The sequence below is a fragment of the Phyllobacterium sp. MT110 genome, assembly GCF_058792715.1.
The window spans coordinates 12,730-27,411 of sequence record NZ_JBXAFE010000003.1 but is presented as its reverse complement, the minus strand read 5'-3'; the positions used below and the strand labels follow the sequence as shown (position 1 = coordinate 27,411).

At 59.6% G+C, this 14,682-nt stretch carries 17 protein-coding genes; 9 read left to right on the top strand and 8 right to left on the bottom strand.

Going from position 1 to position 14,682, the window contains the following annotated elements; all coding sequences use genetic code 11:
• Window positions 1-19 precede the first annotated feature (19 nt).
• Window positions 20-1,282 carry an amino acid deaminase gene (locus AC1Q5O_RS15265; RefSeq protein WP_492564004.1) on the top strand — a complete coding sequence of 421 codons (1,263 nt, stop codon included), beginning with the start codon at window positions 20-22 and terminating at the stop codon, window positions 1,280-1,282.
• A gap of 20 nt (window positions 1,283-1,302) precedes the next feature.
• Here AC1Q5O_RS15265 and AC1Q5O_RS15260 read toward each other — a convergent pair whose 3' ends face one another.
• A complete protein-coding gene (locus AC1Q5O_RS15260) occupies window positions 1,303-2,664 on the bottom strand; it encodes a sensor histidine kinase (RefSeq protein WP_492564002.1) in 1,362 nt (453 codons plus the stop codon).
• On the bottom strand, window positions 2,661-3,335 hold the full coding sequence (locus AC1Q5O_RS15255; RefSeq protein ID WP_223615845.1) for a response regulator transcription factor: 675 nt from the start codon (window positions 3,333-3,335) through the stop codon (window positions 2,661-2,663). The genes AC1Q5O_RS15260 and AC1Q5O_RS15255 overlap by 4 nt, the downstream gene beginning before the upstream one ends.
• A gap of 267 nt (window positions 3,336-3,602) precedes the next feature.
• On the opposite strand from AC1Q5O_RS15255, the gene AC1Q5O_RS15250 reads away from it, so the two are divergent.
• Together AC1Q5O_RS15250 and AC1Q5O_RS15245 are read left to right on the top strand one after the other, a co-directional pair.
• The gene (locus tag AC1Q5O_RS15250; RefSeq protein ID WP_463012844.1) at window positions 3,603-4,202 is read left to right on the top strand and encodes a class I SAM-dependent methyltransferase; all 600 of its coding nucleotides are present in this window, start codon (window positions 3,603-3,605) and stop codon (window positions 4,200-4,202) included.
• The gene (locus tag AC1Q5O_RS15245; RefSeq protein WP_492563999.1) at window positions 4,195-4,833 is read left to right on the top strand and encodes a DedA family protein; all 639 of its coding nucleotides are present in this window, start codon (window positions 4,195-4,197) and stop codon (window positions 4,831-4,833) included. Before AC1Q5O_RS15250 ends, AC1Q5O_RS15245 begins: the two co-directional genes overlap by 8 nt.
• Before the next feature lie 47 nt (window positions 4,834-4,880).
• On the opposite strand, the gene AC1Q5O_RS15240 is transcribed toward AC1Q5O_RS15245, so the two are convergent.
• Together AC1Q5O_RS15240 and AC1Q5O_RS15235 are read right to left on the bottom strand one after the other, a co-directional pair.
• The gene (locus AC1Q5O_RS15240) at window positions 4,881-5,669 is read right to left on the bottom strand and encodes a COG4705 family protein (protein WP_492563997.1); all 789 of its coding nucleotides are present in this window, start codon (window positions 5,667-5,669) and stop codon (window positions 4,881-4,883) included.
• Window positions 5,670-5,702: 33 nt separating this feature from the next.
• Complete coding sequence (locus AC1Q5O_RS15235; protein ID WP_492563995.1) at window positions 5,703-5,963, bottom strand: hypothetical protein; 261 nt, start codon at window positions 5,961-5,963, stop codon at window positions 5,703-5,705.
• Window positions 5,964-6,420: 457 nt separating this feature from the next.
• Between AC1Q5O_RS15235 and AC1Q5O_RS15230 the strand changes: the two genes are divergently transcribed.
• The 4 genes from AC1Q5O_RS15230 to AC1Q5O_RS15215 are packed head-to-tail and all read left to right on the top strand — an operon-like array spanning window position 6,421 to window position 9,939.
• A complete protein-coding gene (locus AC1Q5O_RS15230) occupies window positions 6,421-7,098 on the top strand; it encodes a winged helix-turn-helix domain-containing protein (protein ID WP_492563994.1) in 678 nt (225 codons plus the stop codon).
• A complete protein-coding gene (locus AC1Q5O_RS15225) occupies window positions 7,085-8,533 on the top strand; it encodes a HAMP domain-containing sensor histidine kinase (protein WP_492563992.1) in 1,449 nt (482 codons plus the stop codon). The genes AC1Q5O_RS15230 and AC1Q5O_RS15225 overlap by 14 nt, the downstream gene beginning before the upstream one ends.
• Window positions 8,530-9,129: a tyrosine-protein phosphatase gene (locus AC1Q5O_RS15220; protein WP_464664603.1), complete on the top strand. Its 600-nt coding sequence runs from the start codon at window positions 8,530-8,532 to the stop codon at window positions 9,127-9,129. Before AC1Q5O_RS15225 ends, AC1Q5O_RS15220 begins: the two co-directional genes overlap by 4 nt.
• A gap of 24 nt (window positions 9,130-9,153) precedes the next feature.
• Window positions 9,154-9,939, top strand: coding sequence for an undecaprenyl-diphosphate phosphatase (locus AC1Q5O_RS15215; protein WP_492563989.1), 786 nt, complete (start codon window positions 9,154-9,156; stop codon window positions 9,937-9,939).
• Here the strand turns inward: AC1Q5O_RS15215 and AC1Q5O_RS15210 are convergent.
• On the bottom strand, window positions 9,925-10,833 hold the full coding sequence (locus AC1Q5O_RS15210; protein WP_492563987.1) for a MurR/RpiR family transcriptional regulator: 909 nt from the start codon (window positions 10,831-10,833) through the stop codon (window positions 9,925-9,927). The genes AC1Q5O_RS15215 and AC1Q5O_RS15210 overlap by 15 nt on opposite strands.
• A gap of 79 nt (window positions 10,834-10,912) precedes the next feature.
• On the opposite strand from AC1Q5O_RS15210, the gene AC1Q5O_RS15205 reads away from it, so the two are divergent.
• Window positions 10,913-11,668: a COG4280 domain-containing protein gene (locus AC1Q5O_RS15205; protein ID WP_288194381.1), complete on the top strand. Its 756-nt coding sequence runs from the start codon at window positions 10,913-10,915 to the stop codon at window positions 11,666-11,668.
• Entirely contained in the window at window positions 11,665-11,886 is a 222-nt protein-coding gene (locus AC1Q5O_RS15200; protein ID WP_492563984.1) for a hypothetical protein, read from the top strand. Before AC1Q5O_RS15205 ends, AC1Q5O_RS15200 begins: the two co-directional genes overlap by 4 nt.
• 44 nt (window positions 11,887-11,930) lie before the next feature.
• Here AC1Q5O_RS15200 and AC1Q5O_RS15195 read toward each other — a convergent pair whose 3' ends face one another.
• The 3 genes from AC1Q5O_RS15195 to AC1Q5O_RS15185 form a co-directional block, all read right to left on the bottom strand.
• Window positions 11,931-12,770 carry a bifunctional allantoicase/(S)-ureidoglycine aminohydrolase gene (locus tag AC1Q5O_RS15195; protein ID WP_492563982.1) on the bottom strand — a complete coding sequence of 280 codons (840 nt, stop codon included), beginning with the start codon at window positions 12,768-12,770 and terminating at the stop codon, window positions 11,931-11,933.
• A 237-nt stretch (window positions 12,771-13,007) separates the two neighbouring features.
• Window positions 13,008-13,814 carry an inositol monophosphatase family protein gene (locus AC1Q5O_RS15190; RefSeq protein WP_492563980.1) on the bottom strand — a complete coding sequence of 269 codons (807 nt, stop codon included), beginning with the start codon at window positions 13,812-13,814 and terminating at the stop codon, window positions 13,008-13,010.
• Window positions 13,815-13,822: 8 nt separating this feature from the next.
• A complete protein-coding gene (locus tag AC1Q5O_RS15185; RefSeq protein ID WP_403181239.1) occupies window positions 13,823-14,650 on the bottom strand; it encodes an IclR family transcriptional regulator in 828 nt (275 codons plus the stop codon).
• Between the last annotated feature and the right edge of the window lie 32 nt (window positions 14,651-14,682).

Genomic DNA, 14,682 nt, shown 5'->3' with positions numbered 1-14,682 from the left:
GCATCAAAGGGACCGGCTGATGACTTTCAACGTGGATTCGCTGGCATTTCTGATGCTGGACGACAGCTTCAAGAGTTTTCCATTCGGAAAGCGCATGCCGCTCAGCGATGTCGGCAAACAGCATTGGAACGTGCTTGCCGGCGATGTCCCGCTTCCTGCGGCGGTGATCCGTGCCGATGCGCTGGCGCACAATTCACGCTGGATGCAGCGGTTTGTCTCCGATCGCGGCGCGCTGATCGCGCCCCATGTCAAGACGACCATGTGCCCGCAGATCATGGCCCGCCAGATTGCGGATGGAGCCTGGGGATTGACGGTTGCCACGGTTCACCAGATGCGTGTTTGCCGCCAGTTCGGCGCGCAGAGGATCATCCTCGCCAACCAGGCCGTGGGTGCAGCCGAGCTCAATGCCATCGCCGAAATGCTGAAGGCGCCGGACCTCGACTTCATGATGATCGTCGACAGCGTCGAAGGCGTCACCGCCGTCGCCGAAGCCGCACGGCGCAACCGTCTTGCCCGGCCGGTCAAATTGCTTGTCGAGCGCGGATACAGCGGCGGGCGCACCGGCTGCCGAACCAACGACATCGCCACCGCACTTGCGCATCACATCCGCGCCACGCCGGACGTCTGCCTGGCTGGTATTGAAGCGTTCGAGGGCTTGATAAAGGCAAAATCCGGCGCACAGGAACAGGCCGTGACCGCCTTTGTCGCCGACGTCGCCGCCCTTGCGCAGTCGTTCCGGGAATTGGACCTGTTCGGAACAGAGCATCCCATCGTCACCGCCGGCGGCTCATCCTATTATCACATTGTCATCGAACAGCTGGCGAAGGCGGGAATGCGCGTCGTCACGCGCAGCGGCTGCTACGTGACCCACGATTCCGGCCTGTATCACAATCACCACAACCAGCTGAAATCCGTCATCGGAGAAGAAGATGGATTGAGGCGGGCGCTGGAAATCTGGGCCTATGTGCAATCCATCCCCGAACCCGGGCTTGCCCTGCTCACGGCGGGCCGCCGCGATTGCGGCACCGACGCCGGATTGCCGATACCGCTGCTAACGGCAACTGCGGAGACCGGCGTTCGGGACCTTCCCGAGGGATGTCAAATCATCGATATCAACGACCAGCATTGTTTCATGCGCTTTGATCCCGGCTTGCAGCTCGCCTACGGCGACCGTATCGGCCTGGGGATTTCACATCCGTGCACGACGTTCGACAAATGGGACATCATGTATCTCGTCGATGAGAATTATACGGTCCAGGATGTGTTCAAGACATTTTTCTAGCGGCCATAGACCTTCCGGGATCAAGCCGCAGCGCTGGAAAAGCGCATCGTGAAACAGGCGCCCTTGAGGGGGCCATTGCCGATCTCGATGGCTCCGTTGTGAAGCTGCATGATCTCCTTGACCAGGTTCAGGCCGAGGCCCGTTCCGGAACTCTGCGGCTGCAGGCGGTTGAAAGGTTCGAAAACCTCTTCGCGCTTCTCCCGCGAAATCCCTGCGCCTTCATCCGCCACGACAATGGCTTTCGTTTGCAGCACCTTGACCAGAATGGTGCCTGATCCGCCGCCATGATCGATCGCGTTCTGAACCAGATTGGTGAGAGCCCGCTCGATCGACATCGGATCGCCATTCACGACGACTTCACCGGCATCGGGTTCGAACGACATTTCATACCCCGCTGCAAAAGCCAGTGGCGCCAGATCGAGCACGACGCGTCCGGCAACACCCACCAGATCGACCGGAGTGAAAGCCACGGGTGCATGATTGAGCCGCTGCAGGTCGAGGAGTTGCCCGCTCAGGATGGCCAGCCTTGATATGTCCTGCAGGAGCTGAGTCTTCTCGGTACTTGCGGGCAATGCCGCAACGCGCGTGTTGAGGATCGCAATGGGCGTTCGAAGTTCATGCGCCGCCTGGGCCAGAAAGCGTTCATGCAGGGCATACCCCTTGTCCAGCCGGCTCAAGGCATCATTGACCGCATTGACGAGCGGACCGAGCTCCTCGGGAACTTCAGCCGTCGACAAACGCATGCCGCGCTTGTCGTAGGCGATTTGAGCGGCTTCGTCGGCAGCCTTTTTGACCCCCTTCAATGCAAACCGCACGACCAGCGGGGTTATGGCGAGGCTGGCCACGGCCATTGCCAGGAAGAGAGGGATGATGACCGTCATCATCCCGCCGGAGACGCCGGCGATCATGCGCTTGAACGACATGCGTCCCTGCGTTCCCGTGAATATCTGCACGTTGCCGGCGGCGGTATCCTGCCATTTGACGACGGCGTCGGGCCGTTTTGGACGCCCCGGTTCATCGGCCAGACGCGCATCCGCCAGATGATCGAGCAAGGCGCCTATCGGTGCGAATTCTGGAGGAATCTTTCCCTGCGACAGTTCACTTCCCGATTTGTCGCGGATGATAAACCAGAGATCGGCGACATCCCCGCGCAATTGCACCATATCGGGCGTATCCAGCAGAACCAGTTGACCCGCTTCATTCCGGGACAGGGCATCTTTCAGGACATCGAGATTGCCGCCCTCATAATCCTCGATCAGATAGCCGGAACTCCACAGGCCGCCGACTATGGCAACCAGCAGCGACAGGATGATCGCGGCTTCGAAAAGCAGCAGGCGACTGACGAGCCGCCATTTCAGCGACCGCGAACTCCACAATTTCATGCGGTCTCCCGCAGGAGATAGCCAAGACCGCGGACACCGTTGATGGTAACGCCTGCACCGGCATCGGTGAGTTTGCGGCGGACCCGCGAAATATGCGTATCGAGCGCATTCGAATCGATCTCGTCATTCATGCCGAAGACAGCTTCCATCAGCGTGGCGCGCTGCACCATGCGCCCCATGCGCCGCATCAAGGCTTCAAGCACAAGCACCTCCCGCCTTGGCATGTCGATGCGTTCGCCCTTGACCCAGGCCTCGCGGTGTCCGAAATCAAACGCGAGCTGGCCGATCTTCGCCACCTCCGGCACGAGGCTCGACGGCCGGCGCAGCAAGGCGCGGACCCGTGCCAGAAGCTCTTCATAGGCAAACGGCTTGCCAAGGTAGTCATCGGCGCCACTCTGCAACCCGGCAACACGGTCGTTGAGATCGCCTCGCGCCGTCAGGACCAGAACCGGAATGTTCTGCCCGTTTGCCCGCAAGCGCGGGACCAGCGACAGTCCGTCACCATCGGGCAACTGACGGTCGAGAACGAGCACGTCGTGCACATTGTCTCTCAGCATGAATTCCGCGGCAGCAATGGTGGAGACACTATCGACGATCATATTCTGACGGGTCAGGACGTTGCACAGCGCGGCAACCATCTCCTTCTCGTCCTCAACCAGCAACACCCGCATTCCAGTCCCCCATAAGCCTGTCCGCCAACAAGATGACACAAGATAGCGTGCGTACATTGAGGCTGGCTTGCATCGGAAATCGCTTTTTCCGGCGCAACGCCAAATCTGTTCACAAGCCCGGACATGACACGCTGCCTCAATGTAGAAGCTGCAACCGTTTCCCCGTCAACGACAATTCACGCGAGGAAACAATGAAATCAATTCGACGTCGCCGGTCATCGTACCGTCTGGCATGCCGCAACACCCTTTGCGCAAAAGGATCGCATCATGCCGATTGCTGATCTTCTCCCCTTTTTTCGCTCCTGGATACGCAATCCGCTGCGCACCGCCGCCATACTCCCGTCGGGAAACAGGATCTCCGCCCTGATGACCAAAGAAATCGATGCGGATATGGGTCCAGTTCTTGAGCTGGGCCCGGGAACCGGGCCGTTCACCCGGTCGCTGCTCCAAAGAGGCATACCGGAGGCAAGACTGACTCTGGTGGAGTACAGCACCGAATTCGCCAGGTTTCTGGGAAAAAGGTTTCCGCATGCGCGTATTCTGCGCATGGATGCCGCCCGGATCGGCGATTTCAACCTGTTCGAGCCCGGCACGGTCGGTGCGGTTGTCAGCGGGCTGGGTGTTCTGACGATGCCGCCGCGCCAGGTGAAGGGAATTCTCAGCGGCGCCTTCCGCTATCTTCGCCCGGATGGCGCATTTTACCAGATCACCTATGGTCCGCGCTGTCCTGTCCCGCAATACATTCTGGATCATCTGCAGCTGGAGGAAAGCTTTGTCGGCAAGACGATGCGCAATATCCCCCCGGCATCGGTTTACCGGATCAAACGCCGCGCCGCAGCCGTGGAACCGGACAGCGCCAATGGATGAGCTCGGCGCCGTTTCGTGGCTTCTGGGCTACGGATTCATCGGCCTCACAGGTCTCGCCGTAGTGGAAAAATTCATTCCGCTGTTTCCGTCCTATGTCCTGCTCATGCTGCTGGGCATGACGGTCGCGGAACCGCACAACCTGATTGCCACGATTGCAGCAACCACGTTAGGCTCGACCATCGGTGCCTGCTGCTGGTTTGGTATCGGCCGGACATTGGGGGGTGAACGCGTGGCCCGCAAGGTCAGCCAGTATGGCAGGTTCGTGTTTCTGTCCCCCCAGCTCTATGACCGCCTGACCAATGCCTACCGGCGCAATCATTTCTGGGTCACCGTGACGGGGCAAACCATCCCGACAGCGCGTGTTTATCTCGCGCTTCCCGCCGGGATACTGGGATTGGATTTCAAGATCTTTGGCGTCGCAACATTGCTTGGGAGCATGCTTTGGAACGCGCCTTTCCTCTGTCTGGGATATGTCCTTCGAACGTCTGACTATGACCCGTTTCAAGCCGCGTTCTGGGCAGCCGTTGGTCTTGTCGGGGTGGAGATGTCAATCCTTGCCATCGTTACAATCTGCAAACGCCGCATGTCCGGCAGCCCTTCCCGGCTGAAGCTTCCAGTGAAGCAGGAATAGCGATCCACTGGAAGCCTTGGCCAGGTCTGCGGGTGCGGAATGGGGCGCTAGGCGGCCTGGCTGGCGGCCTTGCGGTTTCCGCTGCGGAACATCACGGTCATGTAGACGACGATGGCGATGATGCACCCCAGGAAGATCAGGCTCGTGATGATCGTTCCAAAACCCAGGCCGCCATATTCCATGGGCTGCGAGAGAAAATCACCGAACGATGCGCCGAGCGGACGGGTGAAGATGTAGGCGAGCCAAAACGCCACCACCGCATTGAGGTGAAAGACAAAGTGACCAACGGCAACGAGTGCAATGATTGCCCCGAATATCAGCCCGGTGGCGGCAAACCCCAAGCCGAATTTTTCCGCGACCAGATCGCCCGCCGCAGTCCCCAGAGCGAATGTAAACAGGATCGCAAGCCAATAGAACGCTTCCCGCCGCGTTGTGAAAATCGAATGGATCGAGAGCGTCTTTTCATAGGCATACCAGACCGCAAACGTGGCGATCAGCGCCAGCGTGAAGACAATCGTGGTCACCTCCAGCGGAACATGGAAATTATCGACGAGATTGTCCGTAACGAGCGTGCCGACAATGCTGATGAGCACCACGGCTGTCCAATAGACCCAGGGAACATATTGACGCTGGCGGAACTGGAGGGCCAGCGCCAGGATCAGGACGGTGCTCATGATCAGGGAGGTGGCGGACAGGCCAAGACCCAGATTCACCGCCAGATAGTCGGCCGCGGTTTCTCCCATGGTGACAGCCATCAGTTTGATCAGCCAAAAATCGACTTTGACCTCGGGAACGCGGTTGAGCGCCCCATACGTTTCTTGCCTGGTGACATCCATTGTCAGGGTTCCTTCCGGTCGGTGAAAATCGGTTTATTTGCCTAGCAATTTCAAAGCTTGAGCAAAGAATTCGTCAGCGCGCTTGTCGTCGTCCGCATTGCATCGTTCGACGCCCTTGGCTTCAAGCTGGTCCACCTGCGCCTTGTCGGCGTCGTTCAGCTTCGCCGTGGCCTTGGCAGCACGGACATCCTTCAACATGTCTTCGCAAGGCGCGGGCCCGGCGGCAAAGCTTTGCGAGGTGACAAGATTGGTCGAGAGCACAAGCAGGCACAAAGGGAGGGCATATTTCTTCATCGTGAAAACTCCATTGAATGATCGGCGGGGGAAAAGGGCTGGCAAACCGAACGCAACACATGCCGGTTTGCTGCGCGTAATTGGGTTCGTAAGTGGCGGTGCGGCGGTTCCCTCAGGAGGGAACGGTCAGGAACGAGAGCAGCAGGGCCGCCAACAGCACGGCCCCGATAAACAGGGTGGGGTATTTCGCGAGATATCGATCCATAGGGCCTCTCCGGCATGGGTTGGTCGTTGCCGGAGAGTTTGAACGGCCATTCTTACGGGCACTTCGCCCCGTCCTTACCATTTCGTAAGCGCAGGCATGCGCCGGTTTCTTACCAAACTGTAAGGTGCCGGAAAGGTGGCCGTGACGAGAAACCTGTACGCCCCATGGCAGAGGACACGAATCCACATCAAGGCATCATGTGCTTTTGGTTTATGCTACAGTCGATCAACACGGATGAATTCGGGACGGGACATGCGCATACTGATCATCGAGGATGACCGGCAGACTTCGGACTACATTGCCAAAGGTTTTACCGAAGCCGGACACATCGCCGAGGTGATTTCAGATGGCAGAAGCGCGCTTTCCCATGCAGCCGGCACGGAATACGACATTCTCATTGTCGACAGGATGCTTCCGGGTCTTGATGGCCTCTCCATCGTCAAGGCGCTGCGCGTGGCCGGCGTGAAGACGCCGGTCCTGTTTCTCACATCGGTCGGCGGACTGGATGACCGCGTCGAGGGCCTGGAGGCGGGCGGCGACGATTATCTCGTCAAGCCATTCGCCTTTTCGGAACTGTCCGCCCGCGTCAACGCACTGCACCGGCGACCGCCCTTTCAAAGCGAGAGCAACACCGTCGCGGTCGCGGATCTGGAAGTTGATCTCATGCGCCGAACCGTAAGGCGCGGCGGCACCATCATCGATTTGCAGCCGCGGGAATTCAGACTGCTGGAAGTCCTCATCCGCAATGAAGGCCGGGTCTTGACCCGCACCATGCTGCTCGAGCGCGTCTGGGATTTCCACTTTGACCCGAAGACCAGCGTTGTCGAGACGCATATCAGCCGTCTCAGGGCAAAGATCGACAAGCCGTTTTCGTTTCCTCTGCTGCACACCATCCGAAACACCGGCTACAGCCTGCATGCGCCGCATTGACCTTCTCAAAAGCACGCCGTTCCGGCTGGCCATCATCTTTGCCACGCTCTTCATCATGTCGTTTGTCGTGGCGGGTTTCATCACGTTTCAATTGCTCAAACGGGAGCTTGCCGACCATCTGGACCAGACCATCCAGGATACCTATGCGATACTGACCGCCTCCTATGGAGAGGGCGATGCCTCCGAACTGTCCGAGACGGTCACCAGCCACGTCCTGTCTTCTTCGGGCCTCGGCCGTGTCTTCCTGTTGTCGTCGAAGGACGGGCAACGCCTGGCAGGCAACATAGAGAAGGCGGATGTGCCTTCCGGCTGGTCGACGGTCGAGGGTGGGCAACTGGGCTTGCCCAATGATGAACCCTATCGCGTCTATTCCGGCCAGGTGGACAAGCAGCCGCTGACTGTCGGAATGAGCTTTCGGGAAAACGAAGAATTTCTGCGGATTGTCTTCATCAGTTTTGCCTGGGCCAGCGTCATGGTTTTGATCCTTGCCGCAGCGGGCGGTGTTTTTCTGGCGTCGCGTGTGCAGAAGCGCCTGGAAACGGTTGCATCGACCATGCGCAAGGTCGGCTCCGGCAAGCTCGACGTGCGCATTCCGCTGGTCGGGAACGGCGACGATATCGACCGCCTTTCGGAGCAGGTCAACCAGGCCCTTGGCCGGGTAAGTTCGCTGGTGGAAGGCATGCGCCAGGTCAGCACCGACATCGCTCACGATCTCAAGACACCCCTCAACAGATTGTCCCTGACCATCAGCCAGGCCATCGACAGGGCGGGCCGGGGGTCGTCGATTGTCGCCGATCTCAAGCGGGCGCAGGACGAAAGCCATCACATCAACGCGACATTTGATGCCCTCCTGCGCATCGCGCAGATCGAGGCCGGATCGCGGCGGTCACGGTTTTCCGGGATCGACCTGCGGGAATGCCTTGAAACGATCATGGAGGTTTACGCCGATGTTGCCGATGATCGAAAACAGCAATTGCGGCTATCGCTCGAACCGGATGTTGTATTTACGATGACGGGCGACCGCGAGCTGCTTATTCAGCTCTTCGCCAATCTGGTTGAGAATTCGATACGCCACAGCCCGGAGGGGGCGAAAATCTGGATCAACGCAACCCGTTCGAACGCCGCGATCAATGTCGACGTTGCCGATAATGGCCCGGGAATCCCTGTTGAAGAACGCGACAAGGTCTTCCAACGGCTTTACCGTCTCGATAAAAGCCGGACGACACCCGGCACGGGGCTGGGTTTGAGTCTGGTCAAGGCTATTCTCGACCTCCACCAAGCGAGTATTGCGTTGCAAGACAATGCTCCGGGGCTGCGCGTAAAATTGTCGTTCCCGGTTGTTCCGCCTTACAACCGCCCTGATCTGGCTGCGACTACGGCCCGCGCGAAGCAATCATTCATGTCAAACCCATCTGCGGAGAACAACGGCCAATGAAGCAGCACTCGCATTCGGCTCGTCGCGGCAGTTGGCGAAAACTTCTCAAAGGCAGCGGCGCGGTGCTGCTTGTCGCAGTGCTGGGCGCCGGCGGCTATTACGGCACCATGCGGTGGCAGGGCAATTTCCATACAACAATCCCCGGCGAACTTTACAGGTCGGCCCAGCCGACACCATCACAGATCGCGTTCTACAAGAAGACCTATGGCATCAAGACCATCATCAATCTGCGCGGTGAAAATACCGGCACGGGCTGGTATGACAAGGAAGTGCTCGCCGCCAGGGATCTTGGGGTCAAGCATGTCGACTTCCGCATGTCGTCGCGGGAAATCCTCTCGCAGGATGACGCCGCAGCTTTGCTCGCCGTGATGAAGCAGGCCGAAAAGCCGGTGCTGATCCATTGCGAAGGCGGGGCCGACCGGACCGGGCTGGCCGCGGCCCTTTACATCGCGGCAATCTCGCACGGCGGCGAAGAACACGCGGAATCGCAGTTTTCTCCGCTGTTCGGTCATTTCTCGGTTTGGGGCAACCCTGCCTATGCGATGGACATCACGTTCGAAAAACTCGAACCTTGGCTTGGCTTCCCCGATTCGTAACCCTCTCATCTCTAGGCGCGCACAATGGATATTCTCAATTCAGTCATCCTGGGAATTATTGAAGGCATCACGGAGTTCCTCCCGATTTCCAGCACCGGCCATCTTCTGATCGCCGAGCATTGGCTGGGGCAAAGGTCGGACCTTTTCAACATCGTCATTCAGGCCGGTGCCATACTGGCGGTGACCATCGTGTACTGGCGGCGGATATGGTCCCTCGCATTCGGCCTCCATCTGCCGGAAAACCGCGCCTATGTCGGCAAGCTGCTTCTGGCATTTCTGATAACCGCCGCCTTGGGGCTCATCGCCAAGAAGCTGGGCTTCAGATTGCCGGACACCCTGCAGCCGGTCGCATGGGCGCTGATCATTGGCGGCCTGTGGATGCTGGTGGCCGAGTGGCTTGCGGCAAAACAGCCTGATCGGACCGAGGTGACATGGCTGGTTGCCATTCTCGTCGGTATCGCACAGATCGTGGCCGGCATATTCCCCGGCACCTCCCGGTCAGCCGCCACCATTTTTATCGCCATGCTGGCCGGAACCAGTAACCGCGCAGCGGCAACCGAGTTTGCATTTCTCGTGGGCATCCCGACGATGTATGCAGCCAGCGCCTATGAATTGTACGGCCAGTGGAAAACCGGTGGCGGCAATGAGGACTGGGGCGCCTTGGGCATAGCGTTCATCGTGTCGACCATCACCGCATTCATCGCGGTCAAATGGCTGCTCAATTACATACGTTCAAACCGCTTCACCGCTTTCGCGATCTACCGCATTCTCTTCGGGCTTGTCCTGCTCGGTGTCTCAGTGCTTGCCTGATCTGCCGCCTTTGTGGAGACGATGCATAAGCCTGACATCGTCTCCGGCCAGCTCCGAACGCAACAGATTGAGAAGTTCAAGCTTTTCAATCACCGCCTTCGGCTGAAAGGTCGCAAGGCCGACGATGATCGCCTCGATGAATGCCAGCGTCGCCGTGTGCATGCTGAAGGCATCGGTTTTTCCGCGGGGGATCGTGAGCGTCATATCAACTCTTGGGCCCAACTGGCTTTCCAGCGTATCCGTCACCAGTATTTTTCCGGCATTCACGCGGTCCGCATGATCGACGAGCACGTCGAGTTCCGAATAGACCCGCCCATAGGCCATGATGAAAAGCAAATCACCCTTCTCCATCGGCAGGAGCTGATCCGCCAGCAGAAGACCGGTCGCCGTCACTGCCCGCGCCCTCAAACCAAACCGCGTCAACTGGGTCGCGAAGTAAACGGCAAGCGCACTCGTGGGGCCGATGCCGAAAATGACGATCTCGCGCGCGCCGGCCAGCCTTGTCACCAGCGCAACGTAATCATCCACCGGCACATTCTCGCTGATCGCTTCGATAGCCTGGATGTGAGCCCTTTGCGTGTCTTCAAACGCCTTCTTCAGGTTTCCCCCGGTTTCCCTGATGGTCTGGGTGATCCGCTCTGCCGGGTTGTCCTGCGTCTTGAGATCATCGGCAATGGCGCGGCGCAGGGCGTCAAGCCCGTCGAAACCGAGAGCCTTGGCGGTGCGGATGACGGTCGCGTCACTGGTACCCAGAGTCCTGGCAAGTTCCATCGCGGACATGACCAGCACCTGATGCCTGTTCGCGGCGAAATAGGTTGCGACCCGCCGCTCCGTCTGGCTCAGCGGAAGAGAGCCGTCATGGACCGGCAGAAAGATGGAACGTGCTCCGGACAACGTGTTCTCCATTGACATTTGTCGTATTTACTACATTATCACGTGCAATGTAGTAAATACAACCAAGCGACTCATCATCATGGACAGTATCTCGTGGAGCATAGCGGGACCAGCAATCGGCGCGGCCTTCCTGGCCTCCGTTGTCGAGGTCGTTGAAGCGTTCACCATCGTTTTGGCGGTTGGTGTCCTCAGGGGCTGGCGCCCCGCCATCGCGGGCACCCTTGCGGGCCTGGCGGTCCTTGCAATCATCGTCGCCGGTCTGGGACCGCTGCTCGATCAGGTTCCGCTGCACGGCCTGCAGCTGGTCATCGGCGTTCTGCTCCTGTTGTTCGGCATGGGCTGGCTGCGCAAGGCCATCCTCCGGTCGGCGGGCATTGTTCCCCTGCACGATGAGCTTGCCGCATTTCAGGCGGAAAAAGCCAATCTCGACAAGGAGGCACAGACGCATGGCACCTCGCTCGATTGGATCGCCGGTATAACGGCATTCAAGGCCATTCTCCTCGAGGGGCTTGAAGTCGTGTTCATCGTGATCGCCGTTGGCTCCGGTCGCGGCCTCGTCGGCCCGGCTGCGCTTGGGGCACTGGCCGCGTGCGTACTCGTCTTGCTGGTGGGCGCCGTTGTCCACAAGCCCCTGTCGCGCGTTCCGGAAAATACCATGAAGTTCGGCGTCGGGGTCATGCTGTCCTCCTTCGGCGTGTTCTGGACCGGAGAAGGCCTGGGTATCGCCTGGCCGGGACAGGACCTGACATTGCTGCTCTTCGCCGCCCTCTTCCTGCTGACGGGAATCGCGATGTCCTACATCCTAAGCGCAAAGCGGCAGGAGATTTCCCGATGAATATTCTGAAGGAAGTGTTTGCGGAACTCTACAAGATGTTCCTCGGCGATGCCAAGCTGACGGCGGCCACCTGTGCCGTGGTGGCGGCGACGGCGGCCATCATCAAATGGGTGCCTGTCGTGAATACGGCCATCGCCGGATATCTGTTTCTGGCGGGATGCCTGGCGACGCTGATTATCGTCACGACCGCAGCCGCGGTCCGTTCACGCCGGCCATAACCGGACACGCTTTCCGGTGTCCGGCCGCTCCATTCAAATCCGCTTCAGCGCTGCCTGGGATGCAGCGTCAGTTTCATGTGGCGGTTGACATCCTTGTAGAGCAGGTAGCGGAAAGGCTGCGGGCCACCGGCATAGCAGGCCTGCGGGCAGAATGCGCGCAGCCACATGAAGTCGCCGGCTTCGACCTCGACCCAATCCTGATTGAGACGATAGACGGCCTTGCCTTCCAGCACATAGAGGCCATGTTCCATGACGTGCGTCTCGGCAAACGGGATAACGGCGCCTGGCAGCAGCGTGACAATGGTCACGTGCATGTCGTGCCGCACATCGGCCGGATCGACGAAACGCGTGGTCGCCCATCTGCCATCCGTGTCCGGCATGACCGATGGCGCAATGTCGTTTTCATTGAGCACGAGCGGCGTGGGCAGGTCGATGCCGTCGACGGCCTCGTAGGATTTGCGTATCCAGTGAAAACGCACGAACGTATCGGTCGTATTCAAAACAGACCAATCGGCTGCAGGCGGGATAAACGCATATCCACCCGGCTGCATGGTGTGGGTCTTGCCGGCAAGCGTCAGCTGCAGCGCGCCCTCGACGATGAACAGCACCCCTTCCGCGTCCGGGTCCAGTTCCGGGCGCGCGCTGCCGCCGCCGGGTGCGACTTCCATGATGTACTGCGAGAAGGTTTCCGCAAAGCCGGACAATGGTCGTGCCAGAACCCAGCACCGGGTCTTGTCCCAGAACGGCAGAACACTGGTGACGATATCCTGCATCACCCCCTTCGGCAGGACAGCATAGGCCTCGGTGAATACGGCACGGCCCGTCAGCAGCTGGCTTTGCGAGGGATGTCCGCCTTGGGGCGCATAATAGGTGTTTCGGGACATAGGAGACTCCTCAGCTTGTCCAATAATGTTTGAGCGCCAGATGCGCAATTCCGCGGGCCAGTGTTACCCGCTCCTATGAACCATCTTGCAATTGAAGCAAACTCCCAATCCCTAGCAGAATCCCATTGAAATCACATGGGTTGATCAGCGCTGCTCACGCGGCGATTCCGCCCATAGTAAATCAACCGGATGCGCAGCATTTTCAAAATGATATTGAAGATGTTTTGACGATTTCGTCTACGACATTTTGTCCAAGCGGCCGCTGGCGCCATTCATGGCTTCCCCCAACGGCCCAACGAGCCCGTATGTACAGGCACGGACCGGCAGCCCCTTCTGCCCATCGCCTTCAAGGGGAAACGGATCGGCATACCCGCCGGCTTCTTCCACAAGCAGCAAACCGGCAAGCACATCCCAGGCAAAGAGATGCGCCTCGACATAGCCGTCAATGCGCCCTGCGGCGACCTGAGCCAGGCCGCGCGCCGCTGAACCGAATTGCACGCACTCGCACCCCGCATCGAGCAGACGCGCCATCAAGGCCAGATATTCGCTTGACGGTGTCCTTCTGGAATAGCCCGCTTCAACCGCCGCCCGCCCCATCGTCGCGGTTGTGCTCACCCGCATGCGCTCGCCATTGCAGAACGCCCCACGGCCACGGCGCGCAACGAACAATTCCTCAGCCACGGGATCAAACATCACGCCGATCCGCGTATCGCCATTGAGGCAGAAAGCAATTGAGATGGCAAAGCCGGCGATGCCGCGGGCAAAATTCCCCGTGCCGTCGATGGGATCGACAACCCACACCTGCGCGCTGATGTCTCCCCCGGACTCCTCGGTCAGAATGCCGTCATCCGGAAATCGGCTTTGGATCGCATTGCGGATGAGAGCATCGATTGCGTGATCCGCTGTGGTGACCAGGTCCTGCGGCCCCTTCTCGATGATCCCGAGACCGTCTGCCCTGCGGAAGTGGCGCATGGCAACCGCACCCGCCTGCTGCGCCAATGAAACAGCGAAATCGTAACGTGCGGAAAGCGCCGCATCGCTCATGGAAACATTCATGGTTTTGCCGTGCCTGCCCGTGATTTCATGCGCCAGGCCGTGGCAGACGGCAGGCCGCCCAGTGCCGCGGCAATACGGTCGGCATGTTCGATGAGCGATCGCGCCATCGCCGGTACGGCGGCATCCGGCAGCAGCTGTTTCAAAGTCGTCACGCTGATCGCCCCCACGGCCGCTCCATCATGTCCGAAGACACCGGCAGCGACGCAGACCACGCCTTCGTGATCTTCCTCGTCATCAATCGCATAATGCCGCTCGGTCACGAGATCGAGCGCGGCGCTCAATGCCGGTATCGAGCTGAGCGTCTTGGCGGTGCGCGCGGGGTATCCGACACGCTCCAGAATGGTCACCGCATCTTCGCGCGCCATGGCCGCCAGAAAGATCTTGCCGACTGCCGAACAATGCGGCCGTTCGCGCCGGCCAAGCGCCGCTTCGAATCGAATGGCATCGGGCGCATCGGCCCTGCCGATCACCACGGCTGCGTCCTCGTCCCAGATGGCAACGCGCGAGGTGATGCCTATCGACTGTGTCAACTGGCGCAGTACCGGCATTGCAACGTCGGCGATCCCCGTTCCGCTGATGGCCAGATCCCCCAGGCGCACCAGGGCAAGGCCGAGCAGGTAGCGCCGCGTCATCCCCTCACCCACATCCGTCACGATGCCGCGTGCCTTCAGCGTCAGCAGAATGGCATAGGCCGCTGCTTTCGTGATGCCGACATCCCGCGCAAGGTCAGTCAGACGCGCGCCCTCCCGCCCCGAACCCGCAATCTTGTCGACGATATCGAGCGCTCGTCCCACGCTCTGTACCCGGTAGAGATCTTCAGCCATTGCGCACAATTCCTCCTACCTGTCATTAAACA

What these genes read in the sequence shown, in the direction of transcription:
- AC1Q5O_RS15260 (WP_492564002.1), bottom strand. Translation starts at nt 2,664, where the DNA reads ATGAAATTGTGGAGTTCGCGGTCGCTGAAATGGCGGCTCGTCAGTCGC.
- AC1Q5O_RS15235 (WP_492563995.1), bottom strand. Translation starts at nt 5,963, where the DNA reads ATGAAGAAATATGCCCTCCCTTTGTGCCTGCTTGTGCTCTCGACCAAT.
- AC1Q5O_RS15230 (WP_492563994.1), top strand. Translation starts at nt 6,421, where the DNA reads ATGCGCATACTGATCATCGAGGATGACCGGCAGACTTCGGACTACATT.
- AC1Q5O_RS15255 (WP_223615845.1), bottom strand. Translation starts at nt 3,335, where the DNA reads ATGCGGGTGTTGCTGGTTGAGGACGAGAAGGAGATGGTTGCCGCGCTG.
- AC1Q5O_RS15225 (WP_492563992.1), top strand. Translation starts at nt 7,085, where the DNA reads ATGCGCCGCATTGACCTTCTCAAAAGCACGCCGTTCCGGCTGGCCATC.
- AC1Q5O_RS15250 (WP_463012844.1), top strand. Translation starts at nt 3,603, where the DNA reads ATGCCGATTGCTGATCTTCTCCCCTTTTTTCGCTCCTGGATACGCAAT.
- AC1Q5O_RS15245 (WP_492563999.1), top strand. Translation starts at nt 4,195, where the DNA reads ATGGATGAGCTCGGCGCCGTTTCGTGGCTTCTGGGCTACGGATTCATC.
- AC1Q5O_RS15205 (WP_288194381.1), top strand. Translation starts at nt 10,913, where the DNA reads ATGGACAGTATCTCGTGGAGCATAGCGGGACCAGCAATCGGCGCGGCC.
- AC1Q5O_RS15195 (WP_492563982.1), bottom strand. Translation starts at nt 12,770, where the DNA reads ATGTCCCGAAACACCTATTATGCGCCCCAAGGCGGACATCCCTCGCAA.
- AC1Q5O_RS15190 (WP_492563980.1), bottom strand. Translation starts at nt 13,814, where the DNA reads ATGAGCGATGCGGCGCTTTCCGCACGTTACGATTTCGCTGTTTCATTG.
- AC1Q5O_RS15200 (WP_492563984.1), top strand. Translation starts at nt 11,665, where the DNA reads ATGAATATTCTGAAGGAAGTGTTTGCGGAACTCTACAAGATGTTCCTC.
- AC1Q5O_RS15215 (WP_492563989.1), top strand. Translation starts at nt 9,154, where the DNA reads ATGGATATTCTCAATTCAGTCATCCTGGGAATTATTGAAGGCATCACG.
- AC1Q5O_RS15220 (WP_464664603.1), top strand. Translation starts at nt 8,530, where the DNA reads ATGAAGCAGCACTCGCATTCGGCTCGTCGCGGCAGTTGGCGAAAACTT.
- AC1Q5O_RS15185 (WP_403181239.1), bottom strand. Translation starts at nt 14,650, where the DNA reads ATGGCTGAAGATCTCTACCGGGTACAGAGCGTGGGACGAGCGCTCGAT.
- AC1Q5O_RS15240 (WP_492563997.1), bottom strand. Translation starts at nt 5,669, where the DNA reads ATGGATGTCACCAGGCAAGAAACGTATGGGGCGCTCAACCGCGTTCCC.
- AC1Q5O_RS15265 (WP_492564004.1), top strand. Translation starts at nt 20, where the DNA reads ATGACTTTCAACGTGGATTCGCTGGCATTTCTGATGCTGGACGACAGC.